The organism is Brevibacillus massiliensis, from assembly GCF_000311785.1.
GTDB classification, from domain to species: Bacteria; Bacillota; Bacilli; order Brevibacillales; family Brevibacillaceae; genus Brevibacillus_C; species Brevibacillus_C massiliensis.
In genome coordinates, this window is record NZ_HE978536.1 from 298,330 (window position 1) to 323,620 (window position 25,291).

24 protein-coding genes and 3 pseudogenes are annotated in these 25,291 nt (G+C 56.1%); 2 read left to right on the top strand and 25 right to left on the bottom strand.

What is annotated here, in order from left to right:
• Positions 1-136 precede the first annotated feature (136 nt).
• Entirely contained in the window at positions 137-616 is a 480-nt protein-coding gene (locus HGBM_RS05330) for a Mov34/MPN/PAD-1 family protein (protein WP_019120057.1), read from the top strand.
• Here HGBM_RS05330 and HGBM_RS05335 read toward each other — a convergent pair.
• The 15 genes and pseudogenes from HGBM_RS05335 to cymR all read right to left on the bottom strand — a co-directional run bounded on the left by HGBM_RS05335 (position 576) and on the right by cymR (position 15,419).
• On the bottom strand, positions 576-2,369 hold the full coding sequence (locus tag HGBM_RS05335) for a peptidoglycan D,D-transpeptidase FtsI family protein (protein WP_019120058.1): 1,794 nt from the start codon (positions 2,367-2,369) through the stop codon (positions 576-578). The genes HGBM_RS05330 and HGBM_RS05335 overlap by 41 nt on opposite strands.
• 85 nt (positions 2,370-2,454) lie before the next feature.
• A pseudogene (locus tag HGBM_RS29365) lies at positions 2,455-2,801 on the bottom strand (zeta toxin family protein).
• A gap of 17 nt (positions 2,802-2,818) precedes the next feature.
• Positions 2,819-3,496, bottom strand: a complete 678-nt coding sequence (locus HGBM_RS05350; protein ID WP_019120059.1) for an O-methyltransferase — start codon at positions 3,494-3,496, stop codon at positions 2,819-2,821.
• Between the two features lie 61 nt (positions 3,497-3,557).
• Entirely contained in the window at positions 3,558-4,673 is a 1,116-nt protein-coding gene (gene mltG, locus HGBM_RS05355; protein WP_019120060.1) for an endolytic transglycosylase MltG, read from the bottom strand.
• Between the two features lie 358 nt (positions 4,674-5,031).
• The gene (locus tag HGBM_RS05360) at positions 5,032-5,322 is read right to left on the bottom strand and encodes a DUF1292 domain-containing protein (RefSeq protein ID WP_019120061.1); all 291 of its coding nucleotides are present in this window, start codon (positions 5,320-5,322) and stop codon (positions 5,032-5,034) included.
• Positions 5,323-5,327: 5 nt separating this feature from the next.
• Positions 5,328-5,741 carry a Holliday junction resolvase RuvX gene (gene ruvX / locus HGBM_RS05365; protein WP_019120062.1) on the bottom strand — a complete coding sequence of 138 codons (414 nt, stop codon included), beginning with the start codon at positions 5,739-5,741 and terminating at the stop codon, positions 5,328-5,330.
• 5 nt (positions 5,742-5,746) lie between these two features.
• On the bottom strand, positions 5,747-6,010 hold the full coding sequence (locus tag HGBM_RS05370; protein ID WP_026074229.1) for an IreB family regulatory phosphoprotein: 264 nt from the start codon (positions 6,008-6,010) through the stop codon (positions 5,747-5,749).
• A gap of 171 nt (positions 6,011-6,181) precedes the next feature.
• Positions 6,182-8,827: an alanine--tRNA ligase gene (gene alaS / locus HGBM_RS05375; protein ID WP_019120064.1), complete on the bottom strand. Its 2,646-nt coding sequence runs from the start codon at positions 8,825-8,827 to the stop codon at positions 6,182-6,184.
• Between the two features lie 334 nt (positions 8,828-9,161).
• Positions 9,162-10,226 (bottom strand): AI-2E family transporter, encoded by a 1,065-nt coding sequence (locus HGBM_RS05380; protein WP_019120065.1) that lies wholly within the window; start codon positions 10,224-10,226, stop codon positions 9,162-9,164.
• 115 nt (positions 10,227-10,341) lie between these two features.
• Positions 10,342-10,524: a hypothetical protein gene (locus HGBM_RS05385; RefSeq protein ID WP_019120066.1), complete on the bottom strand. Its 183-nt coding sequence runs from the start codon at positions 10,522-10,524 to the stop codon at positions 10,342-10,344.
• A gap of 31 nt (positions 10,525-10,555) precedes the next feature.
• The gene (locus tag HGBM_RS05390; protein ID WP_019120067.1) at positions 10,556-10,756 is read right to left on the bottom strand and encodes a hypothetical protein; all 201 of its coding nucleotides are present in this window, start codon (positions 10,754-10,756) and stop codon (positions 10,556-10,558) included.
• A 24-nt stretch (positions 10,757-10,780) separates the two neighbouring features.
• Positions 10,781-11,278 carry a PRC-barrel domain-containing protein gene (locus tag HGBM_RS05395; protein WP_019120068.1) on the bottom strand — a complete coding sequence of 166 codons (498 nt, stop codon included), beginning with the start codon at positions 11,276-11,278 and terminating at the stop codon, positions 10,781-10,783.
• 84 nt (positions 11,279-11,362) lie between these two features.
• Positions 11,363-13,621: an SF1B family DNA helicase RecD2 gene (recD2, locus tag HGBM_RS05400; RefSeq protein WP_019120069.1), complete on the bottom strand. Its 2,259-nt coding sequence runs from the start codon at positions 13,619-13,621 to the stop codon at positions 11,363-11,365.
• Positions 13,622-13,834: 213 nt separating this feature from the next.
• The gene (locus HGBM_RS05405) at positions 13,835-14,983 is read right to left on the bottom strand and encodes a cysteine desulfurase family protein (RefSeq protein WP_019120070.1); all 1,149 of its coding nucleotides are present in this window, start codon (positions 14,981-14,983) and stop codon (positions 13,835-13,837) included.
• A 16-nt stretch (positions 14,984-14,999) separates the two neighbouring features.
• Positions 15,000-15,419: a cysteine metabolism transcriptional regulator CymR gene (gene cymR / locus HGBM_RS05410; RefSeq protein WP_019120071.1), complete on the bottom strand. Its 420-nt coding sequence runs from the start codon at positions 15,417-15,419 to the stop codon at positions 15,000-15,002.
• Positions 15,420-15,523: 104 nt separating this feature from the next.
• On the opposite strand from cymR, the gene HGBM_RS31045 reads away from it, so the two are divergent.
• Positions 15,524-15,697 carry a hypothetical protein gene (locus tag HGBM_RS31045; protein WP_019120072.1) on the top strand — a complete coding sequence of 58 codons (174 nt, stop codon included), beginning with the start codon at positions 15,524-15,526 and terminating at the stop codon, positions 15,695-15,697.
• A 34-nt stretch (positions 15,698-15,731) separates the two neighbouring features.
• Here HGBM_RS31045 and HGBM_RS05420 read toward each other — a convergent pair whose 3' ends face one another.
• The 10 genes and pseudogenes from HGBM_RS05420 to HGBM_RS26665 all read right to left on the bottom strand — a co-directional run bounded on the left by HGBM_RS05420 (position 15,732) and on the right by HGBM_RS26665 (position 25,208).
• On the bottom strand, positions 15,732-17,057 hold the full coding sequence (locus tag HGBM_RS05420) for an AAA family ATPase (protein WP_019120073.1): 1,326 nt from the start codon (positions 17,055-17,057) through the stop codon (positions 15,732-15,734).
• 88 nt (positions 17,058-17,145) lie between these two features.
• The gene (locus HGBM_RS05425; RefSeq protein ID WP_019120074.1) at positions 17,146-17,493 is read right to left on the bottom strand and encodes an ArsR/SmtB family transcription factor; all 348 of its coding nucleotides are present in this window, start codon (positions 17,491-17,493) and stop codon (positions 17,146-17,148) included.
• A 19-nt stretch (positions 17,494-17,512) separates the two neighbouring features.
• Positions 17,513-19,276, bottom strand: coding sequence for a SulP family inorganic anion transporter (locus HGBM_RS05430; protein ID WP_019120075.1), 1,764 nt, complete (start codon positions 19,274-19,276; stop codon positions 17,513-17,515).
• Positions 19,277-19,462: 186 nt separating this feature from the next.
• A pseudogene (locus HGBM_RS05435) lies at positions 19,463-19,717 on the bottom strand (aldo/keto reductase); the annotation flags it as partial.
• A 59-nt stretch (positions 19,718-19,776) separates the two neighbouring features.
• Positions 19,777-21,048, bottom strand: a complete 1,272-nt coding sequence (locus HGBM_RS05440; RefSeq protein WP_019120077.1) for a ribonuclease H-like domain-containing protein — start codon at positions 21,046-21,048, stop codon at positions 19,777-19,779.
• Positions 21,038-23,326 (bottom strand): DEAD/DEAH box helicase, encoded by a 2,289-nt coding sequence (locus HGBM_RS05445; RefSeq protein ID WP_019120078.1) that lies wholly within the window; start codon positions 23,324-23,326, stop codon positions 21,038-21,040. Before HGBM_RS05445 ends, HGBM_RS05440 begins: the two co-directional genes overlap by 11 nt.
• A gap of 242 nt (positions 23,327-23,568) precedes the next feature.
• Positions 23,569-23,724 (bottom strand): zinc ribbon domain-containing protein, encoded by a 156-nt coding sequence (locus HGBM_RS32410; RefSeq protein ID WP_081590115.1) that lies wholly within the window; start codon positions 23,722-23,724, stop codon positions 23,569-23,571.
• The gene (locus tag HGBM_RS28790) at positions 23,696-23,923 is read right to left on the bottom strand and encodes an IS200/IS605 family accessory protein TnpB-related protein (RefSeq protein ID WP_019120079.1); all 228 of its coding nucleotides are present in this window, start codon (positions 23,921-23,923) and stop codon (positions 23,696-23,698) included. Before HGBM_RS28790 ends, HGBM_RS32410 begins: the two co-directional genes overlap by 29 nt.
• A gap of 298 nt (positions 23,924-24,221) precedes the next feature.
• The gene (locus HGBM_RS32415; RefSeq protein WP_147512811.1) at positions 24,222-24,455 is read right to left on the bottom strand and encodes an AzlD domain-containing protein; all 234 of its coding nucleotides are present in this window, start codon (positions 24,453-24,455) and stop codon (positions 24,222-24,224) included.
• Positions 24,401-25,208, bottom strand: a pseudogene (locus HGBM_RS26665) (TrmB family transcriptional regulator). Before HGBM_RS26665 ends, HGBM_RS32415 begins: the two are co-directional and overlap by 55 nt.
• Between the last annotated feature and the right edge of the window lie 83 nt (positions 25,209-25,291).

The following is a 25,291-nucleotide window of genomic DNA, read 5'->3' on the forward strand; positions in this document are numbered from 1 at the left end:
TAAAACCTGACAGTTCTGAAGGTTTTGACTCACTCTGCCCTTCCTGTTGGAAAAATCACGGCAAAAGGTTCCTCATGCCGCCCTCCTTCATACGATGTAGTGTTACTGACCCACGGCAATGTAAGGGGGGAATGTCATGACCACACTGTACGTCACCGAAAGAGCCTGGCAGCAGATCGAACAGGCGGTAACCAAGAATCCCAGCGTGGAAACAGGCGGAATATTGATGGGATACAAACTGAACGAGGATTGGGTCGTATCGTATGCCAGCGAACCAGGACCGCGCGCGATAAAAGAGCGGAAGACCGTCGTTTTCGACGAAAACCACCTGCGGAACCTGACTGCCAAGCTGAAGCTGCGGAGCGCCGGGCGCCTGCGCTACATCGGAGATTGGCACAGCCATACGGTGAAGCGCCTGGCGCCCAGCCAGGGAGATCGAAAGACGTTCGCATTAAAAACCTACCAGGAAACGTACCAGTCCCCTTCGCCAATCATGCTGATCGTCGGCATGCACAGGCGGGGAATCAGGGTCAAGGGCTATATCTACGGAGGCAGGCTGCGGGAAGTAGACAAGGTTATTCTCGTAGGGAAGCAAGGGTCTCGACAACTGAACTAAACACGGCTGTCCCTTGATGAGCGCCTCTTGTCGGCTGATTTTCGGCCACCACGGCGATCGCGTAACGCGGCTTGTCAACCGGCGCATAACCGACAAACCACTGGTGATCGCGCTGCTGCCCCTGTACGGTCACTTGGGCCGTGCCGCTCTTTCCCGCTGTTTTCCAAGGCAGGCTGCCAAGCGACTTGCCTGTTCCCCTTTGTACAACCTGTTCCAGAAAGCGCCGCAATTTCCATGCGGTAATCCGGCTAATCCCCTGCCCGGCAAGCGGCTGTGCGGAGAAATGGTGAAAGGTGACGCCGTTTTGATAGGTAATATCCCGGACCAGGCGTACTTGTCCGGGCTGTCCGCCGCGCAGGATGGTTACCATCAGGTTGGCCGCCTGAAGGGGGGTGAGCCTGACATCCCGCTGACCGATCGCTGTCTGGATCAGCGCGCCTTCATCCTCGCGGGGGGCACCAGGTGCAAAGACCGTCCCGGACTCCTCCGCGTCGATCTGGCGGAAGTTTTTCAGCTGGTACAGCTCATTTGTCGTCCAGCCCACCGGCACCGTCAGGCCCAATCGCCGGGCGTACTCCTCTATTTTAGCCCCGCCCAGCCGCTTGGCGATCTCGGCAAACGCGATGTTGCAGGACTGGGCGAATGCCTCCTCCATCGTGATTGACCCATGGCCTTCCTTGTTCCAGCAGGAAAAACCGTACTTGCCGTACTCTCCCGTGCACTGAAATTTTTCCGTCGGCGCTGCCACCCCTTCCTCCAGCGCTGCCGCTGCGACCACGATTTTAAAGACAGAACCGGGGGGCAGCTGTTTGACCGCCCTGTTTTGCCAATCCCCTGCGGCGATGTCAACCTTTGACTGATCGTACACCGGACGGCTGACCATCGCGACCACATCCCCCGATCCGGCGTCCAGGACCACGATTGACCCCTGTTTCAGTCCCGCCCGGTCTGCTGCCTGTTCCAGCTTGGCTTGGATCTTGGCATCCAGCGTGGTGGTCAGCGACAGCGGGTAGTAGCTGTTCTCGCTTTGTTTGAAGCGCATGTCCAATCCCCGCAGCGGACGTCCTGTGCCATCGAGAAAGTAAGACAGGCGGACAGGCTCTATCTGCTGCAGAAACCGTTCGAAGCTCCGCTCCAGCCCGGAGGCGCCAATCCCGCTGTCCAGACTCATCTTTCCCGACCTCAGTTCGGATGGGTACAGTTGTTTGACCAACTCGGGGTTCTGACCGACAAAACCGATCACCTGTTTGGCTGTCACATCGGGACGGTAGCGTTCCACAACGGGCAAAGCCAGTACGCCCGGCAGCTGCAGTTTGTTGATCTCTTCCGCCTGCCGCGTGGACAAGGCGACCAGTTTGCCCCGTTCGTCCCGCAGGGCAAGAGGGTCTTTTACCTTCCGGATCGCCTCATCCAGCTTTGCCTGGGGCCAATCGATCAGCGAGGCCAGCTTTCGCGTGGCAGAAGCGTCGGTCATGCCGGTGCGGGCCAGCGGAAAGAGGACAAGCGTCAGCGTTTTGCCTCCGGTAAAAGGATAGCCGTTCCTGTCCCGTATCTCGCCTCGCCCGCTGTCGAGAATGATGGTTTGCTGCCGTTGTCTCACCGCGTTCTTGATCAGATCGATGTCGCGGGCCGAATAGTGGTGGACAAAGCCAAGCTGAAGCCACCAGAGCCGGGCGATCAGCCCGCCCCAAGACACGGTGAGCAGCAGCAGGATCAAGAAACTTCTGCGTTTGACCAATTGCAGCAGATACACGCTTTTCCCTCCCCGCCGTTTTTCCTATTATTTCCTGGAACAGGGAGAAAAAACAAAAAAACCGGAGGAATTTTCCTCCGGCCGACTAAAGCCCTTTTTGCAGCAAAATATCGCGGATTTTTGTCGATAACAGGTCGAGTGCGACGCGGTTGTAGCCGCCTTCCGGCACGATTACATCGGCATAGCGCTTCGTCGGTTCGATAAACTGCAGATGCATGGGCCGGACAACGTTCAAATACTGCGTGACGACAGAACGCAGTAGTTGGTCTTGGCCCGCTCTTCCATGGTCAAGTGGCTCTGATCTTTATAGTAGGAATCCTGCTCGATCATCAGGACGCTCTCATGCTCAAACTGCTTGTACAATTCCTTTGCGACAGTGGTTTTGCCGGAACCGCTTCCTCCGGCAACCCCTATCAGCAGTGGCTGACCCATGCGGTCATTCTCCTTCCTCATTCCCATGATTTCACTTTCAGGCCAGCTTTCGCGTCAGTTCGCCTCCGACTGATCGCGATGCCATCTCCAACCGGGACAAACGATGTCTCCAACAGGGGATGGTTTGCCAGGTACTGATTAAACCGAATCAGCTTGTCGACCAGCGGACGCTGCCGTTTGCCGGCCGCCTCCGGGTCGACCACCAGACCGCGAAAGAGGACGTTGTCGCAGATGACCAGGCCGCCCGCCGTAATGTGCGGCAGGTAGAGGTCGAGAAAAGCCTGGTACTGCCCCTTCGCCGCATCAATGAACAGGCAGTCGAACGGTCCCGCTTCCGGGTCCCGAAGCCCCTTTGTCGCATCACCCACGATGAGCTTGATCCGGTCGCCGAGTCCTGCTTCGGCAAAATTGGCCTGCGCGCGTGCTGCCCTAGCCTCATCCTGTTCGATGGTGACAACCTCTGCCTGCCCGGCGGCTTCGGCCAGCCAAATCGCCGAGTAGCCGATAGCCGTCCCCACCTCGAGGATCCGCTTGGGCCTATGGGTCAAAAGCAGCAGCCGGATCAACTGGGCCGATGGCAAGAGGATGATCGGAATTCCTTCCTCCGCCGCTTCCCGCTCCAAACGCTGAAGCAGCGCGGAGCGTTCGGGGACCAGACCGGTCAAATACGCCTCAACGGCTGGATTTACGATCACTTCACAACACCTCGTCGTACCAAAATGGCTTCACGGAACGGATTCGCGCCGCCCTCGCACCTCATTTGTTGCTGCGGCTCTGTGCATCCCGGGCATCGTGCTCCTTGAGCGTTCGGGAGAAGTAGTGCTCGGACGAGCCGTCCTTTTTCGTTACGTAAAAAAAGTAATCGTGCGAAGCCGGTTTGACGACCGCTTCAATCGAGGCCCGGCCCGGGTTGGCGATCGGTCCCGGCGGCAGTCCCTTGTGCAGGTACGTATTGTACGGACTCTCCACCTTCAAGTCGGCGTACGTAATCAGATCCCGCTGTTTTCCCAGCGCAAACTGAACGGTCGCGTCCGCCTGCAGCGGCCAGCCGTCCCGCAGCCGGTTGAAAAATACCCCGGCGACGATCGGACGCTCCTTGTCTACGGTGACTTCCCGCTCGACGATGGAGGCCAGGATCAAGGCATCATCCAAACTGATGTTTCGTTTTTTCAGCGCTTCCAGCCACTCCGGCTTCAACTCGCGCTCAAACTGCTGCAGCATCTTCACGATGATATCGTGGGCTGTCGCCCCTTTTTCCACCTCGTAGGTCTCAGGGAACAAATACCCCTCCAGCCGGTATTTTCGCTCCGCTTTGGCCGGAATGGCGGACACGAAGGAAAACGCGGAAAAATCGCCTTCATTTACTTCCTTCAAAAACGCTTCCTTCTTGACCAGCCCGTCCTTCTCCAGAGCGGCTGCGATCTGCTCGACGCTCCAGCCTTCGGGAATCGTGAACCGGATGCTGTCCTTGACAACCTTGCCCTCTGCCATATCCTGTAAGATCTCGTCCAATGTCATTCCCGTGCGGAATTGGTATTTCCCCGCCTGCAATTGGCTGCTGATCCCCTTGTACCGGGCGTAGTAGCTAAAGGCCCATCCGTTTTTGATCAAACCTTGATCTTGCAAAATTTGCCCGATCACGCGCACCGAAGAACCGGCGGGAATTTCCACCACTTTGACGGTCTCGCTCCCGTTCGCGTCGATCGGCTGCAATTGAGCGTATACAAAATAGGCTCCTGCTCCCGCTGCCAGTACGAGCAGCACAAGCAGCAGCAAAAATCCCCGCAACAGGCCGCCCCCCCGCCTTCTCCGCCGGGATGCGGGAAGGGCAGACCACTCCTCGGCAGCCCGTTTCTCTCTGTTCTGTTCCACCGGAATCCCCCTCTGTAAACATCGCTCTTCATTATACCGAAAGTCCCTGACTCTTGCATCATTTTCATCGGAGAAAATACGCCGGCATCGCTTTGCCTGAACTTAACGGGAAAGCATAGTGACAAGCGCTCGTACAAGCGGCGCAGCGCCGGCAACATTGAACACGCTCCACCGCCGGATGCCGGCAAAGCAGGCGCTCAGATTCCTTACGCCGGGTAAAAAATACCGTCATTTCCTTCTACGAGTATTGTAAATGGGCCGTCCCTGATCCTCCTATCGATTTTCCTTTCAACTCCCTTACAAGATTGTAAGGTTTGCCAAGCCGACGCAAAACAAAAAAAGACTAATCCGCAATGGATTAGTCTTCTTGCTCCAATTCCGCAATCAGGGTCTCAAACGTGGCTTCCACCTGTTCCCATTCCTCGTCGTCTTCGATTGCCTGCAGCATATCGGTTCCGTCGTAGCGCAGGAAGTGAACCTCGTACTCTTCTTCCTCTTCCTGGTCGACCGGAACCAGTACCAGGTAGGTGCGCTCCTCGATGTCGAAGATGTACATGATGCGAAAATCGCGGGTAACATCTTCGCTGCCCTCTTCTGTCAAGGCGATGATCTCACCGACCTCAAATCCGCCTTCCCATTCTTCACTCATCTGTTTCACCTCGATTTCGCGTCCAGGTATCCCTGCAGGATCAGGGTGGCTGCCATTTTGTCAATTACTTTCTTCCGCTTTTGCCTGCTGACGTCGGCGGAGATCAGCATTTTTTCCGCCGCCATCGTCGTCAGGCGTTCGTCCCAAAGGTGGACAGGCAGGGAGGTCCGCTTTGCCAAAGCGCTGGCAAACGCCTGACACTGCTCGCCGCGCGGACCGATCGTCCCATTCATATTTTTGGGGAGGCCGATGACGATCTCCCCCACCTGATACTGTAAAATCAACTCGTTCAACCGGGCGTAATCCTTTTCAGCGGATTGCCGGCGGATGGTCTCTACTCCCTGTGCTGTCCAGCCCATTTCATCGCTGACGGCAACGCCGATTGTGCGTTCGCCCAGGTCTAGTCCGAGAATGCGCATATCCGCTATGACCGCTGCTGGGAAAGGTATACCCTTACCAGCTCTTCGATCAATTTGTCACGCTCGATTTTCCCGATCAAGCTGCGTGCGTTGTTGTGGCGAGGAATAAAGGCCGGATCGCCGGAAAGCAGGTATCCGACAATTTGCGTAATTGGATTGTATCCCTTTTCCTGAAGGGCGCGATACACCTCGGTCAACGTCTCTCTGACTTCCGCCTCGCTCGTTTCCTTGGGTACCGTAAATTTCATGGTATTGTCCATGGAACTCATAACCAACACCTCGTTTTTCAGTAAGAAAAGGGGGTCCTTTTCCAACGTGTTACTCTTTACTATACACTATTCGCCTCACCGTTTGGCAAATCCTTGTCTGCAAAATATTTTCCACATGGCAGTTTCAACCTTGCCGACTCTGCACCCGGGCTTGGCAGCGGCAAAGTATTTTCAGGTTGTTTTCTGGCCCTCTACCAAGCTGGCGACGGCAGCAAGCGCGTCACCCAGCTTCGCCGGGTCCTTCCCGCCGGCCTGAGCCATGTCGGGACGGCCGCCGCCTCCGCCGCCGCAGCGGGCAGCCACTTCCTTGACGAGCTTGCCGGCATGGAAGCCCTGTTCGAGCAAATCTGCCGTCACACCGGCGACGAGGTTGACCTTGTCTTCCTGGACGGCACCCAGTACGATCACAGCGGAGCCCAACTTGTGCTTCAACTCGTCAACCATGCCGCGCAGGTTGTCCATATCGGTCGCTGACACGCGGGCCGCCAGGACGTTGACTCCGCCCACTTGCTTGACCTGATCGGCGAGCGAGGCCGCTTCGATGTTGCCCAATTTGGCCCGCAGCGATTCGTTCTCCCGCTGCACCTCTTTCAACTGCTGGGTCAGTCCCTCTACCCGTCCCGGGGTCTCGTGCAGCTGCGGCGCCTTGACGATCTGGGCTACGTCCCGCAGCGTGGCAAGCTGCCCGTTGAGGTAGTGGAAAGCCCCGCGGCCGGTGACAGCTTCGATCCGGCGGGTGCCCGCTCCGATGCCGGCCTCGCTGACGATCTTGAACAGGCCGATTTCCGCGGTATTCTTCACATGGCAGCCGCCGCACAGCTCCAGGCTGTAATCGCCCACCTGCACGACGCGGACGATATCGCCGTACTTCTCTCCGAACAGCGCCATGGCTCCCATCGCTTTCGCTTCCGCGATCGGTTTGTGCATGATGGTGACGTCGATGCCCGCCCAGATTTTTTCATTGACGATCGCCTCGATCCGAGCCAGCTCTTCCGGCGAGATCGCGCTGATGTGCGTAAAGTCAAACCGCAGGCGCTCCGGCGCCACCAATGAACCGGCCTGGTTGACGTGCTGACCCAGGACATCTTTTAAGGCCTGATGCAAGAGATGGGTCGCTGTATGGTTTTTCACGATGTCGCCCCGCGCCTCGCGGTTGACGGTCGCCGTCACTTGATCGCCTTTTTTCAGCGTGCCGGCTTCTATCGACACGTTTTGAATGTGCTGCCCCATCGGCCCTTTTTGCACGTCGGTGACGCGGGCTTTGACCATGTCGGATTGAATCCATCCCTCGTCGTTGATCTGTCCGCCGCTCTCGGCATAGAACGGAGTGCGGTCCAAAACGACCAGGCATGTCTCGCCTTCTTCAACCTCATCCACTAACTGGTTGTTGTGAATAATAGCGACAACCTTGGTATTTGCTACCAAATCAGTATAACCAACAAATTCGCTCTTAACCGTCAAATCGCTCAGCGGCCCGCCTTGAATCTGCATGCTGTCCACTTCCTGGCGCGCAGCCCGGGCCCGCTCGCGCTGTTCCTCCATTGCCCGTTCAAATCCCTCGCGGTCAACGCCGAGCCCGTGTTCCAGGGCGAAGTCTTCTGTCAGATCGACCGGGAACCCATAGGTATCGTACAGTTTAAACGTGTTCTCTCCGGAGAGCATCGTCTCGCCGTTCTCCTTGGCTGCTTTCACGAACTGTTCGAGAATCGCCAGCCCTTCGTTGAGCGTCTCATGGAAACGCTCTTCCTCCGCCCGGATCACCTTCGCGATAAATTCGCGTTTTTCCACCACTTCGTGATAGTGCTCGCCCATCATCTTGCCCACTACCTCTGTCAGGCGGTAGAGGAAAGGCTTCTCGATCCCGAGCAGCTTGCCCATGCGGACAGCGCGCCGCAGCAGGCGGCGAATCACATAGCCCCGGCCTTCGTTGGAAGGCAGTGCGCCGTCGCCGATCGCGAACACGACCGTGCGGGCATGGTCGGCGATCACTTTCAGCGCCACGTCCGTCTCCGGATTGGCCTTGTACTTCACTCCGCTGATCTCGCTTGTCGCCTCGATCAACGGGAAGAGCAGGTCGGTCTCGTAGTTGTTGTCTACGTCCTGGATGACCGAGGCCATCCGCTCCAGCCCCATCCCGGTATCGATGTTCTTTTTCGGCAGCGGCGTGTAGGAACCGTCCGGGTTGTGATTAAACTGGGAAAAGACGAGGTTCCAGACTTCCAGGTAGCGCTCGTTCTCCCCGCCCGGGTACAGCTCGGGATCGCTGGGATCGTTGCCGTACCGCTCGCCGCGGTCGTAGAAAATCTCCGAGTTGGGACCGCAGGGACCTTCTCCGATGTCCCAGAAATTGGCTTCCAGGCGGATAATTCTGTTTTCCGGCAGCCCGATTTTCTTGTGCCAGATCTCATATGCCTCGTCGTCTTCGGGGTGGATCGTAACAGACAGCTTCTCCGGATCGAACCCGATCCACTCCGGGCTGGTCAGGAATTCCCACGCCCACTCGATCGCTTCTTCTTTGAAGTAATCGCCGATCGAGAAGTTCCCCAGCATTTCAAAAAACGTATGGTGGCGGGCTGTACGGCCGACGTTTTCGATGTCGTTGGTGCGAATCGCCTTCTGCGAATTGACGATTCGCGGGTTGTCGGGGATGATGCGTCCGTCAAAGTATTTTTTCAGCGTCGCCACGCCGCTGTTGATCCATAAAAGCGACGGATCATCATAGGGGATCAGCGACGCGCTGGGCTCAATCCGGTGACCCTTGCTTACGAAAAAGTCCAAGTACATCTGGCGAATCTGATTGCCTGTCCATTTTTTCATCAGGAATCTCCTCCTTGTCGGTGTAAAGGGAAAATAAAAAACCCTCGTCCACTCAGGGACGAGAGCTGTATTTCTCGCGGTACCACCCTGCTTACAAACCGTCCGTTTTTTCAAACGCACATCAGAAAGACCGGTTTGTCGCCTTCATGACTGTCAACGGAGTCAGCCGCCGGAATTTGTCCGGTCTTGGGAGTAGCTTTCAGTTACGCTTTGGTCTAGGCGCCCTCTCAACCGCGTGGCACCCTCTCTGTAGACGGGCATTAACCTACTCTTTCCCTCATCGATTTCGCTGTGTGAACTTATTTTGTATTATAAAAAAATGGTCCGCCCGATGTCAACTTTCGTGCGACATCAGGGCGATCCGGTTGATGACGACCTTGAGCACGGCCATCAAGGGGACAGCCAATACCATGCCGACCAATCCGCCAAGCGCCTCGCCTGCGAGCAGCGCAAAGATGATCAGGAGCGGATGCAGGTGAAGCGAACGCCCGACGATATTGGGCGAAAGGATATTGCCCTCCGCCACCTGGATGATCAAGTTGACGACCAGTACCAGGATCATCTTTTGCGTTGAGATCGTCAGCGCCACGACCAGCGCGGGGGCGGCTCCGATCAACGGGCCGATGTACGGGATGACGTTGGCCAGGCTGACGATGAACGCCAGGACAAACGGGTAGGGCATGCCGATCAGCCAGTAGCCGATGTAGGCGGAAATCCCCACGACCAAGGCCACGACCAGCTGACCGTGGACGTATTTGCCCAAGGAATCATTTACCTCCCTGACGATCGTCAGCGTCCGCTTCCGATAGGATCGGGGAATAATCAGGAGCAATGCCCGCTGGATCGCTTCCATGTCTTTTAACATGTAAAAAGCGATGAACGGCACCACAGCGTATCCGAGCAATTTGGCGAGCGTCTGCCTGGCGTTGTTCACCAGATCGCTGATCCCCTGCGCCATTCGCTCTTTTGACTGGATGATGACCCGGTCCACCCCGCTCTGCACGCTGTCGGGGAGGAAGTACTTGTGTGCCTCCCATTCATTCATCCACATGTGGTACCAGTTGGTCAGCCGCGGAAGATCGTCAGCCAGCTCCGCCAACTGGCCGGCAAACACCGGCAGCGCGTTGAGCAGCGCGATGACGACGGTCAGGACAAACAAGACGTAAATGAGGAGCACCGCAATCAGACGCGGTACTTTGCGCCGTTCCAAAAGCGATACGATCGGGTGCAGCAGGTAAGCGATGATCAGCCCGACGAGAAAGGGAACAAGTATCTCTTTTGCCAAGTCGTATAAATGAGATAAAAGCGGTCTTATCCACCAAAGCAGGTTCACGATCACCAGCAGAACGATCAATCCGACGGCAACAGAAAAGAAACGCCCTCGACCCAGATTCTCCATCTTCCCCTCCCACTGGCCATTGGTCACAGTATTATGTTGTACATCCAGGTAGGGATCATGTAAGCAAACTGAAAAACCCCCGCAAAAAGGCGGGGGCAAACGGGTGATGCTGGGGTTAACGGGCAAACTGGCGCATGAGACCGCGGCCCATGCGCCGCAGGTTTCGGCGGGAGAGAGTATTGCGCCCAAAGTTCAGCAGGTTTTGCTGTTTCCGTTTCTGTCTCGGCATCAACAAGTAGCCAATTGCAACGAGCAGTCCACCGGTCAATATCTTTCCGAGCAATCCACGTCCAAACATGCGAAAACTCCCTCCTCAAAAACTGTTCTCCTTACAACTGAGCCTGGACCGATTGATCATCGAGGAACAGATCGTTGAGCGAATGGAGCGACCCGTCTTCTTCCACCTGGTAAATGGAGGAAATCTGCTCGCCGTTCACACTCAGCTCAACAAAACAATTCCAGCAGTAATACTGACTGGTACCAATCTTCCCGATGTCTTTCGATCCGCAATTTGGGCAGATCACTTTCATCTTCCATATCCTCCTTAGGGCCCTTCACGACAGGATATCGGTCGGATGATCGAGTATCAGCGACTCTTTGCCTACCATGAGTGACGGCGTCACCGGCAGCCGCTTACGTCCCTCGGTCAGGTCGGTAATCCATCCTTCCGACAGCTCGCATCCAACTAGTCTTGCCAAGTCATGGGAAAAATAAACATCTTCTATCGTCCCCAGGCTGTCTCCCTGGGAAGTCAACACGGTTTTTCCTTTCAGCTTCTGCTTGCCTGTGAAGAACCGAACCGTATCCTGTCTGACGAGCTGCTCAAGAGGAGTGATCGCCCCGCTGTCCAAAACGGTCAGATAGTCGTCCCCCACCGCGTAGATATGATTGGCGGGAATGTACGTCCCTGGCTGAAACAAGCTTTGCAGCTGCAGCACGACACCAAGCATATGCAGGTGAGAATCGCAGAGAATATCCTGGACCGTGCCGATTTGTTCACCCGTTTCCAAACAGATGACCGGCATTCCCAGGAGATCCAATGCTCTTCGCACAAGGGACACCCCCTTCCGCCTTTTTAGTATGAGCGGACGGGCCATTCACATGCTGATGAAACTGTTCCAGCTTCGCCTGAAGCCTTACGTCTGGCAAAGCCGCTTCTGCAGATGTGAATATCTGGCACCTTCATCGTCATTTTCAACAGCCATCCGGAACGCTTCGGGATCCCCGCACATCATCAGAAACGACTTGCTGCGGGTAATCCCGGTATAGACCAGCTTGCGCCGGAGCATGCGGAAGTAATTTCGCACAAACGGCAAAATGACGATGGGAAATTCGCTTCCTTGCGATTTATGGATCGAACAACAGTAGGCAAGGGTCAGCTGGTGGTACTGGGACCGTTTGTAAGTCACTTCGCGCCCGTCAAAACTGACGACCAGCAGTTCTTCCCGCTCCTCGTTTTCGTTTGGATGGAAAATGGCTGCAACCGTGCCAATATCACCGTTGTACACCTGTTCCTCGGGATTGTTGGCCAACTGCAGCACCTTGTCTCCGACACGAAACACCGTCTCGCCAAACCGAACTTCCCGCTTCTGATCCTGTTTGGGGTTAAACAGTTCCTGCAGTTCTTCATTCAATTGGTTGACGCCCGCCGTGCCCTTGTACATCGGGGCCAGAACTTGTACATCTTTGGCGGTATACCCTTTTTTTACGGCCCCCAGACAAATTTGTTTCACAATCAGGGCAACATCTTGTGGCGAACTTGTGAAAAATCGGCGATCGGGCAACGGAGCCGTAAAATCGGCCGGCACAATCCCTTGCCTTACGTCATGCGCCAGGCGGATGATGGACGATTCCTCCGCCTGGCGGTAAATATCCTTTAGTTCGACCAGCGGAATCAGGCCGGAGTCGATCAGGTCTTTCAGCACATTGCCCGGCCCGACCGACGGCAGCTGATCCGGGTCGCCCACCATGACGATCTGCATCTCGTCCGGCAAGGCGCGAATGAGCTGGTTGGCCAGCCAGATATCTACCATCGACATCTCGTCGACGATCAGCAGCTTGCCGCGGACCGGATGCTCCGCATCGTGTTCAAACCCTTCCCCCCGCCATCCCAAGAGACGGTGGATCGTCATCGCCGGCAGCCCTGTCGTCTCGGACATCCTTTTGGCCGCCCGGCCCGTAGGCGCCACCAACAAGATGGGAAACGGGTTCTCGTGGGGATCGTAGTGATTGGGATCAAGCGAAATGCCGTGTAATTGGGCAAACACATGGCAAATTCCGCGAATCACCGTTGTCTTTCCGGTACCCGGCCCGCCGGTGAGCAGCATCAGTCCGCTGGCAATCGCCTTCTCCACCGCTTCCCGCTGCGTCGCGGCATAGGTAATGCCAAGCTCTTCCTCTACCTTGCCAAGCGCTTTTAAAAACTCGGAAGCGGGAAATCCGGAAAAATCCTCCCGCTCGGCAAAATAGCGCAAGCGCTTGGCCAAACCGATCTCGGCGAAAAATAAGGATGGAAGGTACACCCGATCTTCGTCCCAAACGAGCTTTTGCTCCTCAAACATGTACTGAATGGCGAGCTGGATGTCGTCCTCGGCAAAACTGTGCCCGCCGCACTCGGCAAGCAGCTTCAGCGTTCGCGAAACCAATTCTGCCAGCGGCAAATAGGCATGCCCCTCACCGTAAGCGGACTCCTGCAGCACGTGCAGGGCGGCCGCCTTGACCCGCTCCGGCGAAGCGGCGGAGATTCCTGTGGCCCGGGCAATCTCGTCTGCCCGTTTAAATCCGATGCCCTGGACATCCTCGATCAGCTTGTAGGGCGTCTCGGTCAGGACATCCATCGTCTCCAGTTTGTAGGTCTGGTAAATCCGCAGGGCGAGGTGGACCCCGATGCCAAATTCGTACAAAAACACCATCGTCCGCTCCAGGGAACGGTGTTCCAGGATCGACTGGTAAATCTGCTTTGCCCGCTCCTTCGACAAGCCGGGGACCTCCTCCAGCCTCTCCGGCGCCTCGGCGATGATGCCCAGCGCGTCCACGCCAAGGTGTTCAACGATTCGCTTGGCCAGCTTTTTGCCGACCCCGCTGAACAAACCGCTCGACAGGTACTTCTCCACTCCCGCCTTGGTCTTGGGAGTTTCCCGCTCATATCGCTGAACGGCGTACTGCATGCCAAACTTGGGATGGTTTTTCCATTCCCCGTAAAAAGTGTAAATTTCTTCTTCATGAAGCCGCGGAAAATTGCCGACGACGACAACCTCCGTCTCCTTGACCGGCTCATTCGTCTCTTCTATCTTAAAACGGATCACACCGTACCAATTTTCTTCGTTGTAAAAAATCTCATGCAGGAGCTGTCCGCGAATGTATTTCTCCGTAAACAGCGGGAGCGTCTGTTGCAAGTCGCCGCCTCCTCACACAGAAAAATCCACTTTTTTTGTATGAAGTGGATTTTCGCTTTCCGTTTGGTTCAATTGTAAGCTGTTTTAACGGGTGCAGCAACATTTTTACAGGATCAGAATGTATAACTTCTTGAGATGACATCCTTATCCTGCATGAAAAGCATCCGCTAAAGAAGAACCAGCTTCTTCGCAGGGGCTTCTTTAGAAGCTTTTTTACTGCGGGCGGGTCAGCCGCTTGACTATGTCCGCAGTCTTGGCAGCTGCCCGTTCTACTTCTTCCGGGGTATTGTCGATGCCAAAGCTGAAGCGAATCGCCGACCTGGCCTGTTCGTCTCCGATGCACATCGACAAGAGCACGTGGGACAGTTCCAGCGAACCCGCGGTGCAGGCCGAACCGCTGGATGCCGCGATCCCCGCCAAGTCGAGGCTGAGCAGCATGGTTTCCGTATCCGTCCCGGGAAAGCTGACGTTTAGCACATGGGGCAAAAATCGCTCCGGATGTCCGTTGACGCGAAAGGATATCTCTGACTCGCGCCAGACGCGAATCATCGTCTCGCGAAGCTCCAGATACTTGGCGCCCCGCTGCGTTATATCGGCGCGCAGGATTTTTACCGCCTCGCCAAAGCCGACGATCCCCGCCACGTTTTCCGTGCCTGCCCTGCGCCCCCGTTCCTGCGCCCCGCCTACCAAGCGGGAACTGAGGTTGACTTCCGGTTTCAACCAGAGGGCGCCGACGCCTTTGGGGCCGTTTACTTTATGTGCCGACACAGACAGCATATCCACTGGCAGCTCGCGCACGTTGATCGGCAGCGAACCAAATGCCTGAACGGCATCGGTGTGGAAGAGAATTCCTTGCTCTCGCAGGAACTGCCCGATTTCCTCGATCGGCTGGATCGTTCCTACCTCGTTGTTGCCGTACATGATCGATGCCAGGATGGTATCTGGACGAATCGCCCGGGCAAGCTCCTCCACCCGGACCATGCCGGTTTGATCCACCGGCAGATAGGTAACCTCGAAGCCGAGCTCTTCCAGGTATTGAAAGGCGTGAAGCACGGCGTGGTGTTCCACCTGCGAGGTGATCAGATGCTTGCCGCGTGCTTGATTGGCCAGCGCCCCGCCGATCACGGCCATGTTGTCTGCCTCGGTGCCGCTGCCGGTAAAGACGATCTCCCCGGCAGACGCACCGATAAAACCGGCCAGTTCCTCGCGGGCTTGTTCGACGGCCTTCCGCGCTTCCCGGCCAAAGCTGTGAATGCTGGAGGGATTCCCGAAAATGTCGCTCCAATAGGGTTGCATCGCCTCTTTGACCTGCGGGTGAACAGGTGTCGTGGCGGCGTTGTCCAAATACACTCGTGAACTCATGTTCTTCACCTTCGATTCAAATATAAAACATGTAGCTGTCCGAACGCCCTTCATCTTTATAGGTAATCAAATCGTACAAGGTAATCGATTCCAGGACGGAGGAGATGCTGTCGCGGATGCGCAGCCAGAGATACCGTTTGGCAGGATCCTCCTCTTCGGTGAATTCAACCGGACTGATCGGCCCTTCCAAAACGCGGATGATGTCGCCGGAGGTGATCTCCTGCGGCGGTTTGGACAAGATGTAGCCGCCGTATGCGCCGCGGATGCTTTTGACCAACCCGGAGTTGCGCAGCGGCGAAATCAATTGCTCCAGGTAGTGTTCGGACAGGTCGTGGCGTTGGGCAATGCTTTTCAGGGAGACAGGCCCCTCGCCATAGCGAGTTGCCAATTCCATCATAATCGTGAGTCCGTAACGTCCTTTGGTCGAGATCTTCAAGTAAACAACTCCTCTTTGAATCTTTTTGACTGTTTGCTGTTTGGCACCTCTCCAGCATGAGTCTTCCACAAGGCGGAAACACTAGCAGGCAGGAGGTGAGTCTCATGGCGACAAACAAGCGCTCAGAGCGAGGACGAAATCATCCCTCAGACCAATTGTATGATCAACCGGCGGGCAGACTGGCTCACAAAGCACGCTTTGGTGCCAGTGAAAACAGCAAACAGCCGAATGAAAACGGCGATTTGCCGGACAAGCCGGGAGGCGACGTCCGCACATAGCAGGCAACCTGCCGGTCCTCTCGGCCTTATTGCATCAGGAGCGGCTTCGCTTCCGGGCTTCTTGCCGTTCCAATATCTCTCTTTCGTAGCCAATCGGCTTGGGACGGTAAAAGGTGTGCGACACTCCGTCCGGCATGTACTGCTGGGGAACGTAACCGCCTGGAAAATCGTGCGGATACTTGTACCCCTCCCCGTGTCCAAGCCGGGCTGCCCCTTTGTAGCTGCGGTCCCGCAGGTGAAGGGGGACCGGTTTATGGCCGTCTGCCTGAATCTGCGACAGCGCCTCGTTGATCCCCAGATAGGCCGCATTGCTCTTGGGCGCTGTCGCCAGGTAAGTGGCTGCCTGGGCGAGCGGGATGCGTCCCTCCGGCATGCCGACGAGCTCCAGGGCCTGCTGGCAGGAGAGCGCCACCGTAATCGCCTGCGGGTCGGCATTGCCGATGTCCTCGGAGGCCAAAATCACCAGGCGGCGGGCGATAAACCGCGGATCTTCGCCCGCGTCGATCATCCGCGCCAGCCAATACAGCGCGGCATCCGGATCCGAGCCGCGGATGGACTTGATAAAGGCGGAAATGGTGTCGTAGTGATTGTCCCCGCTTTTATCGTAGCGAACCGCCCGGCGCTGGATCGATTCCACTGCTACGTCAAGCGTTACCGTTATCGTCCCGTCCGGCCCGGGCGGCGTGGTCATCACGGCCAGTTCCAGAGCGTTCAGCAGCCGGCGGGCGTCTCCTTCGGCGTAGCGGATCAGGTGCTGCTCCGCTTCCGGCTCCAGCTTTACCGCAAGTTCGCCCAGCCCTTGTTCATCATCGGTGAGGGCGCGCTCCACCACTTGGCGCAGCTCGCTCTCGCTCAGCGGATAAAGCGGAAAGATCTGTGAACGAGACAAGAGCGCCGCATTCACCTCAAAGAACGGATTTTCCGTCGTCGCTCCGATCAGGATGATCGTCCCTTCTTCGACATATGGCAGCAGCGCATCCTGCTGGGCCTTGTTGAAGCGGTGGATCTCGTCGATAAACAAGGTAGTCCGCTGGTTGCTCATCACCAGCCGCTCCTTCGCCTCTTCGACGATCCGGCGGATGTCAGCCACACCCGCGGTGACCGCATTCAGCTCGGAAAAGTGGGACTTGGTCGTCCGCGAGATCACTTTGGCCAACGTGGTTTTGCCGGTCCCCGGCGGCCCGTAGAAAATCAGCGACGATACCTGATCTGCCTCGATCGCCCGGCGAAGCAGCTTCCCCGGCGCCAAAATATGCGATTGTCCCAGCACCTCGTCCACGCTGCGCGGGCGCAGCCGTGCGGCAAGGGGCTTCATCTTACCCGACTGCTGCTCTTCAAAGGCATATGAAAACAAGTCCATTGTCTGAATTCCTTCCATTCCGATTGGTTCTTAATTCATTGATTATAGCATATTCCCGGTTGTGATCGCCATGTTCTGCGTCCGGGAATTACCCGTCTGACTCCTTCGCCTTGTCGTCGTTGAATTTATCGAGCATGGATATGGCATTTATCAGGTGATTGTTGAAGATTTGCCGTGCGATTTGCAGCAAATCCACAATCATCGGATCGCGCAGCGAATACAGCACGCGATTGCCTTCCTTGATTCCATACACGATGTTTTTCGAGCGCAGCACGCTCAATTGCTGGGAAACGGCAGAGCCTTCCACGCCAATGATTGTTTGCAGTTCATTCACATTCTTGCTGCCCTCGGCCAACAACTCCAGAATCCTGATCCGCAGGGGATGGGCAAGCGCCTTGAAAAAATCCGCCTTAAACTTTTGCAGCTCCAAATCCATGAATCCTCCTCCTTTCATTTCATTGGTAGTGAGCAGGAAGCTGTTGTCCTTGTGCTGCAGGCCTATCAATTGGTTCAGACAGCCGCACACATTCCTCGAAAGCGTATTGTCTGCAGCCAAGACATTGGTTTGCGTCAACCCGCGAGAGGGCAAAATTGATCGCATCTCCGGTGTGGCCAAAGAAGTGCCCGCTGCCAATCCCTTCGTACAAGCCTGTCCGTCGGAGCACTTCAAGCGGTTGGGCTTGGATGCCTGAGACAAGGATCGTTCCCCCGCGGCTTTGCACGGTTCGAACAATCCTTGACAGATGTGCTTCGCCCGTCGTGTCTATGTACTGAACTTTCCCCATCCGTAAAATCAGGGTATGGGGGCGGTGATGAATCGTACCCGCGATGGAACTCTCCAGCAGCTGCCCCGCTCCGAAAAAAAGCGGGCCTTCCACCGTGTAGATGCTGATCTGCGGGCAGTCGCGCCCGGCTTTTACGATATCCGCCTGGACTTTTTTATGCTTGTTTGCCGGGTTGGGCAGGACCTTTGTCACTGTCAGTATATCACTCATTCGCTTGACGAAGAGGATCGCCGCCAACAACAGCCCCGCTTCAACGGCGATGGTCAGATTCGTCAACACGGTCAAGAGAAAGGTGATCAAGAGGATGAGAGAATCGCCCGTCCTCGTCTTCAGCACCCGGATAAACTCCCTTCTCTCGCTCATATTCCAGGCGACGACCATTAAAATGGGCGCCATGCTCGCCAGCGGAATCGCCGAAGCATACGGGGCCAACAGCAGCAGCACGACCAGGACGAATACGCCGTGAATCACGCCCGACAGGGGAGATCTGGCCCCGGATCTGATGTTCGTTGCCGTTCGGGCAATCGCTCCGGTTGCCGGTATTCCGCCGAACAGCGGCGCCGCCATATTCGCGATCCCTTGCCCGATCAGCTCCCGGTTGCTGTCGTGCCGCCTCCCGCTCATCCCGTCGGCAACAACCGCCGAGAGCAGGGATTCAATCCCGCCAAGCATCGCAATGACAAAGGCAGGCTGCAGCAGGTACAGTATGTTCCCCCACGTAATGTCAGGCAGGTGCAAGCTGGGCAAAGTGCTGGGAATCGGACCGAATGTCGAACCGATGGTAGCGACTTTATCGGGAAAGAGAAACGCTGCCGCCATACTCGAAATGATCAGGCCGATAAGCGAACCGGGAATTTTCGGCAAGTACCGGGGAGCGAGCAAGAGCAAGGCCAGGCACAGCGCAGCTGTAGCGATGCTGTAATAGTTCAGCGTATCAAAATGAACAAAGATTTCTTTCATATTGGACAAGAAATCCTCATGCTTTTGAATCCCCGTCAAACCCAAAAAGTTGGCGATCTGCCCTGAAAAGATAATGACGGCAATCCCCGCGGTAAACCCGACGGTAACGGGACGCGGTATGTATTTAATCAAGGAACCCAGTTTGCACACTCCCATTAGAAATAGCATAACGCCGGCCAAAAAGCCAGCAACCAGCAGGTTTTCGTATCCATATGTCATGACGATCCCCAAGAGGACGGGGATAAAGGCTCCCGTTGGACCCCCAATCTGAAAGGATGACCCGCCGAAGAGGGAAATGCAGATCCCGGCAATAATCGTCGTGTAAATGCCGTATTCCGGTTTTACCCCGGAAGCGATGGCGAACGCCATGCCGAGAGGAATCGCAATCACCCCGACGATAATTCCTGAAAGGAGGTCTCCGCGAAAGTCTTGAATGGAATACCCGTCAAATCTGCCTGAAAAAAACCGCCTCACAAAAATCCCTTCTTTTCAATATTTGTATATTTGAATTTTTGAATATACATAATATATAACATTCATGTTGTGAGGAGTCAAAGCAGATTTCGCTTGTTCCCCTGAATGGAGACAAGCGGGAAGCGGGGCGGACAGACTTGCGGGAAAAAGCGGCAAAGAGGGCGCGGACATATCCGCGCCCTCTGTTTATTTGCGATCCGCGAAAATGCGGTCTATCTCCTGTACCTCTTCCTCTGTCAAGCGCACATCCAGCGTCTTCAGGTTGCTGAGCACCTGCTCTGCTCGCTTTGCCCCCGGAATCAGGGCGTCGATCGAATCTCGCGTTAGATACCAGGCGAGCACGACGTGTGCCACTTCCGCTTGTTTCGCCTCAGCGATCCTCCTTACTTGTTCCACCCTTTCCAGGTTTTGCACAAACGCCTCTCCCTGAAAGTGGGGCATGTAAAGGATTATCGCTCCCTTCCGACACAAAGCAGTCAATGGGTCATCAAAAGTGTGTTTCAAAATTGGCAATCCTTCTTTGCGAGCATCTTCATCCTGTTTTCCAGCCGGACAATCCGCTTTTCAAAAGCTTCCCGCTCTGCCTGCGACTTTCTGCGCAGGATTGTCCCTCTTTTCTTCCACAAATCGAAGGCCTTGAGGGTGTAGGCAAGCGCTTTTTCGTCGTCTTTCAGCTGGTGTTCACACAGCTTGGCCGCCTCGATGTAAATCTCCTGCGGCACATGGCTGTTTTCCTGCATGTACGACTCCCACACCGCCAGCGCCTGCCGCCATTTGCGCTGTTTCTTGTACAGGCGGCCCAGAGCCAGCTTTGCATGGCCGCGAAGGGCGGAGCTGCTCTCAGCGACGGTTTGATACCCCTTCGCCGCGTGCTCCAGCTCGCCGATCGCTTCGCACCAGCGGGCGATCTCCAGCCGCTCCGCTTCGGTCGCCGCTTCTCCCTCTCGTTCCAGCAGCAAACTGGACAGGTGGATGTACAGGGTGATGAGCGACAGGACATCTGTTTCATTGTGGCGCAGCACCCCCTCGATCAGGTGGGGATCCCCCGCGGAGAGGTAATCGAAGTACTGGATGGGCGCCAGGTAGCCCGGTACGTCATCCTGTCGCGCCACTCCCAGTTTTGTCTGCTCGATGACGGACAACCGGCAGGAGGGCAGTTCGCGCTTCCACAAGCGCCTCGCCGGATGCAAGAGATCGAAATGGCCAAACGCAGGCAGGCCTGGCACCAGGTCTCGAAGAAGCGTATGACGTGTCTTCACCTGCGGCCAGTCGAATGATTTTCCGTTAAAGGTAACGAGATGCGTAGCCTCCCGGGCCTTCTCCAGAAAGGATTGGTACAGGACCGCCTCCGCGTGGGGAGCAGCCAGAAAATGCTGCCTTACGACGACCTCCTGGCCTTCGACGCGGCTGTACCCCAGCAAAAAGATGGTGTTGCCGACCCCGCCGTGCAGTCCGGTGGTTTCCGTGTCGAAAAAGAGCAGATCGCCCGCCCGCCTGCCGACAGCGGATAGCGGGTGGCTGCTTCTGCCCGCCTCCTCCCAGGCGCGAATGATGTCGGCAAGCTCGCGGAAGCGGTAGCTGCCGTGCTGGTAGTCGAGCGGATAACGGCGTTCGCGGATGATCACGTAGTCGTCGGCAGATCCGTGCGGTGCGGCGTCAAGCTCCCGCCATCTCTCCAGGTGGGGAATATTTGCCGCGGGCAGGTCGGCTGCTTTCGGGGTCTCGATGGCAAGATGGCCTCTCATCCGGTTCAGCTTTGCTTTAAGAGACATGCGCACTCCCCCCTCGGGCGACCCGCAGCAGGGACAGGGCCAGCGTTTTTCCTCCCTCTTCCGCCCCGCCGATGCAGGAGGGACAGCCGGAGCTGCACGGACAGGAGTAAAGCACTCCTTCCGCCTGGTCCAGGATGGTCTCCATCTCCTTGTACACCTGGTCGCTCAGGCCGATTCCGCCAGGGTAGCGATCGTAGAGAAAAATGGTCGGCTGCCCGGAATGGACCGCTTTGCGCTGGGCCACCACGTGCAGGTCCTGGGGATCGCACATGACGAACAGCGGCGCGACGTGCTGCAGAACGTGGGCCAAACCGATCAGCCCGCGTTCTACATCCTCCCTGCCGATCGCGGCCAACAGGCTTTCAGGGAAGCTGATCCAGGCTGCGTTCGTGTGGAGTTCCTCCTCGGGGAGATGAATCGGCCCCGACCCGATGTTTTCGTGGGTCTCAAACCTGATTTTCTTGAAAATCGTCGCCATCGCATGGACCGATACTTCTCCCCAGCCGCACTCCGTCTGCCACAGCCGGCGCGCCTCCTGCTCGTCCAGCACCTTGAGCGAAACGGCCAGGTTGGCGTCCGTGTAGTAATTGACCTGCACTTCCCGCACGTATGCCTTCTTTTCGTCGTAGTCCAGCCGCTCTACCTGGTACTGTACCCCCTGATGGAGATAGATCGCCTCTTCGTGCAGCAGCGTCAGGGAGCTGAACCGGTCCATTTCGCCGATCACCCGTTCATTCCCCCGCTCGCTGATATCGATGATGACCACGTTTTCCTGTGAGGCGGAGCGCAGACTGACGTTGTGGGCGGGAAAGGAATCGTTCATCCAGAACCATTTTCCCCGCGAGTGATGCAGAATCTGCTCCTCGGTCAAAAATTCCAGGATTTCGGTGATCTCGGCGCGGCCGAAGCGGTCCCCTTCGGAAAAGGGAAGTTCATAGGCGGCGCATTTGATGTGATCGACCAGGATGACCAGGTTGTCCGGATTGATGCGCGCCGTCTCCGGACTGCGGTCGAAGAAGTATTCGGGATGGGAGATGACGTACTGGTCGAGCGGCGTGGAGCCTCCGACCAGCACGACTGCGGATTCGCCCTGGCGTCTGCCCGCGCGTCCCGCCTGCTGCCACGTGCTGGCGACAGAGCCGGGATATCCGGTCATCACACACGCCTGTAGCTGACCGATATCGACGCCGAGCTCCAGCGCATTGGTGCTGACGACGCCCAGGATCTCCCCCTGGCGCAGTCCCCGTTCGATCGCACGCCGCTGGGTCGGCAGGTAGCCTCCCCGGTACCCCTGAATCGTTTTCGGGCCCAGCTTGGATCTGATCAGCTCCTGCAGGTATTTGAGCAGGATTTCGACGCGGACGCGGCTGCGGGCGAACAGGATCGTCTGGATGTTGTTCGTCAGAAAGGAAGCCGCAATGTCGCGGGCTTCCAGCGTGGCGCTGCGGCGGATGTTGAGCTGCCTGTTGACGACCGGCGGATTGTAGAAGAGGAAATGCTTCGTGCCGGACGGGGCGCCGTTGTTGTCGATCAGCTCCACTCTCTCTTCCGTCAACTGCTGCGCCAGCTCCTTGGGGTTGGCGATCGTCGCCGAGGTGCAGATAAACTGCGGCCGGCTCCCGTAAAAGGCGCAGATCCGCTTCAGGCGGCGGATTACGTTGGCTACGTGGCTGCCGAATACGCCCCTGTATGTATGCAATTCGTCAATGACGATGAAAGCGAGGTGTTCGAAAAAAGAGACCCATTTGGTGTGATGAGGAAGAATGGCCGAGTGAAGCATATCGGGATTGGTAATGACGATGTTTCCTGCCTTGCGAATGGACTGCCTGATATTGGCCGGGGTATCCCCGTCGTAGGTCTCCAACTTGATCGCAAGGCCCGTTTCCCCGATCAGCTCGTGCAGCTCGCTTTTTTGGTCCTGGGCCAGCGCCTTGGTGGGAAACAGGTACAGCGCCCGAGCCTGCGGATCTTCCGACAGCCTTTGCAGGACCGGCAGGTGGTAGCACATGCTCTTCCCCGACGCCGTGGGAGTGACGGCTACAATATGGCGGCCTGCCTGGACCTTCTCATAGGCAGACGCCTGATGCGTATACAGCGACGTGATCCCCCGGCGAGACAAAGTATCGCAAATCCGCTGATCAAGATCGGCCGGGAAGGGCACGCATCTGGCTTCGCGGGGAGGAATGGTCGTCCAGTGCACAATATTGTCTCTGAAGCGCTCATCCTGTCGGAATTGCTCCAGTATGTCAGTCAGCGCCAGTTTCTTTTTCATCTTCATCACCCTCTATTCCTCCATTATACGAATGGACGTTCGGAGTGTGACATCCTCTCATCATGAAAATGATGAGCTTCCAAGAGGAAGTGCGGAGGCTACTCACTCAGACAGAGGGATATCCATCGACATCACCCGTTGTTCCGTTTCCGGCCTGTCTTCATCATGGAAGCCCAAGGTCGTGCCACACGATCCTCCTGCACCGACTTTGCGAGTACAGGCACTTGGTCTATCGAAAATGATTCTTTCTACACCGCCAAGCTTGTGCTTACCGCAATATTACATCCCGCGTTATAATCGGCGTTCGTTTTATAACCGCAGGACTGACAATGGAAGATATCTTTCTTGCGATTGGCTTTTTCAACATGCCCGCACTTATAACAACGCTGGCTTGGTATAAGCAGGGTTCACAAACAAAACCGGAATACCCATCTTCGTCGCTCGCTCTGCGATAAACTGTTGTAGCTGATAAAAGGCCCATGAATGAATCGTGCGATCAGAGCGGTTTATCGTTTGGGCTGTTTTCCGGATGTTTTCCAATTTTTCCATCATCACGACAGGATACGGGAATTGCAAGGCAAAATCAACGATATCCTTTTGCAAGTTTGCAATTATAATCCGTCATCCATCGTCTTTCTTTTTGACCCATACTTTTGAAAGTAAGGGAAGTAGGTATGAACGATTTTGGTTTCAATAACCGGCGAGTAGATCTTTGCAACCATTGCTGTTTTTTCTTTCGTGTTGGTTGTTTGAGTTGAATGAGATACGTTACAGTTGCCAAGAATTCACCCCCTAGGAACAGTATACCAAACGTATGTTCCTTATGGAAGGCAAAAAAGCGAACACGGTAGGTGTGTCCGCTTCAATCGCAGCTTTTTTTACACCAGCCAGCGCAGGAGCATCATCGACAGGTGCCGACGATGACCGTACCCATCAGGCTGCGGGTCAGCACGGCCGTCAAAAACGCCGGCAGTGCCGCGACCAGCCGCAGGTTATTGGATCTGTTGCTCGTAAGATTGGCGATGATAGATGTTATGAAGCTAACGACTACAATAGGGCAGAAAGAAAAAACGGCGTTGATTATTTCAACCGTTTTCCCGTCACAACATGGTACAAATCGCGCTGATTTCTCCACAGGACATCCAGCTTTTCCGGGCCGAACTTCCGGGTGACTTCCGAGATCATGATGTCATGCCTGATGTACTCTGTCGCCACCAAGACCAGGCAGGATCCTGCGTCTTCACCGCCCAGGCCGTGGTCTTCTGCGAGAAATTGGCGATCAACACTTCTTCTCCATCACGGGCGGCAATCGTCAAGCAGCCGCCCATCCGGTCCCTTACGACATCTGGCGTCATGTAGTTGTGATGGCAGGTGAAGCCCAGCTGCGTTTCGGGAGCGCCAAACAGAACGGAGAAGACGTGGATGCCTTCCCGGATGCGCCTGTCGACCGCCTCTTGTATGGACGGAACCTGCTGTTCCCATACCGACAGCCAAAGCTCCTCCGGGCGCTGTCGATCAGCTCATGCATTTCAGCCAGCACCTGCTCATCGCTGCGAATGTGCCAGATTACGTCCGCCTCGCGTTCCCCCTCCAATGCGGTCAGGTTCTTTTCCAAAAAGTCGAACGACCGCGCAAAGCTTTTCCGCAAACGGTCAATCAACTCTGCGGCAGGGACCGGCGAATACTTCACGGGTTCGGATGGAACCGTATAGACGGCTCCCTTGTCCAGCAGCTTTCCCAGCACTTCGTAGATCATCGACCTGGGCACCCCGGTGCGCTTGCTGATCTCATACCCGGTGACGGGAGAATGTTTCAACAAACCGACATAGGCCTTGCACTCATATTGGGAAAACCCCAGTTTTTGCAGTTCCTTGTAAATGTTCTCCATAGCCAGGTCCTTTTACGTAGTTAGTATACCACCTACTATATTCCATCTTCATCATTTGTCAATATGGCTCTGCACGCGAAATG

Bases quoted from the DNA above. Each gene is read 5' to 3' on its own strand.
- HGBM_RS05330 (WP_019120057.1), top strand. From the start codon at position 137: ATGACCACACTGTACGTCACCGAAAGAGCCTGGCAGCAGATCGAACAG.
- HGBM_RS05360 (WP_019120061.1), bottom strand. From the start codon at position 5,322: ATGAGTGAAGAATGGGAAGGCGGATTTGAGGTCGGTGAGATCATCGCC.
- ruvX (WP_019120062.1), bottom strand. From the start codon at position 5,741: ATGCGCATTCTCGGACTAGACCTGGGCGAACGCACAATCGGCGTTGCC.
- HGBM_RS05370 (WP_026074229.1), bottom strand. From the start codon at position 6,010: ATGAGTTCCATGGACAATACCATGAAATTTACGGTACCCAAGGAAACG.
- alaS (WP_019120064.1), bottom strand. From the start codon at position 8,827: ATGAAAAAATGGACAGGCAATCAGATTCGCCAGATGTACTTGGACTTT.
- HGBM_RS05380 (WP_019120065.1), bottom strand. From the start codon at position 10,226: ATGGAGAATCTGGGTCGAGGGCGTTTCTTTTCTGTTGCCGTCGGATTG.
- HGBM_RS05385 (WP_019120066.1), bottom strand. From the start codon at position 10,524: ATGTTTGGACGTGGATTGCTCGGAAAGATATTGACCGGTGGACTGCTC.
- HGBM_RS05390 (WP_019120067.1), bottom strand. From the start codon at position 10,756: ATGAAAGTGATCTGCCCAAATTGCGGATCGAAAGACATCGGGAAGATT.
- HGBM_RS05405 (WP_019120070.1), bottom strand. From the start codon at position 14,983: ATGAGTTCACGAGTGTATTTGGACAACGCCGCCACGACACCTGTTCAC.
- HGBM_RS31045 (WP_019120072.1), top strand. From the start codon at position 15,524: ATGGCGACAAACAAGCGCTCAGAGCGAGGACGAAATCATCCCTCAGAC.
- HGBM_RS05420 (WP_019120073.1), bottom strand. From the start codon at position 17,057: ATGGACTTGTTTTCATATGCCTTTGAAGAGCAGCAGTCGGGTAAGATG.
- HGBM_RS05425 (WP_019120074.1), bottom strand. From the start codon at position 17,493: ATGGATTTGGAGCTGCAAAAGTTTAAGGCGGATTTTTTCAAGGCGCTT.
- HGBM_RS05440 (WP_019120077.1), bottom strand. From the start codon at position 21,048: ATGTCTCTTAAAGCAAAGCTGAACCGGATGAGAGGCCATCTTGCCATC.
- HGBM_RS05445 (WP_019120078.1), bottom strand. From the start codon at position 23,326: ATGAAGATGAAAAAGAAACTGGCGCTGACTGACATACTGGAGCAATTC.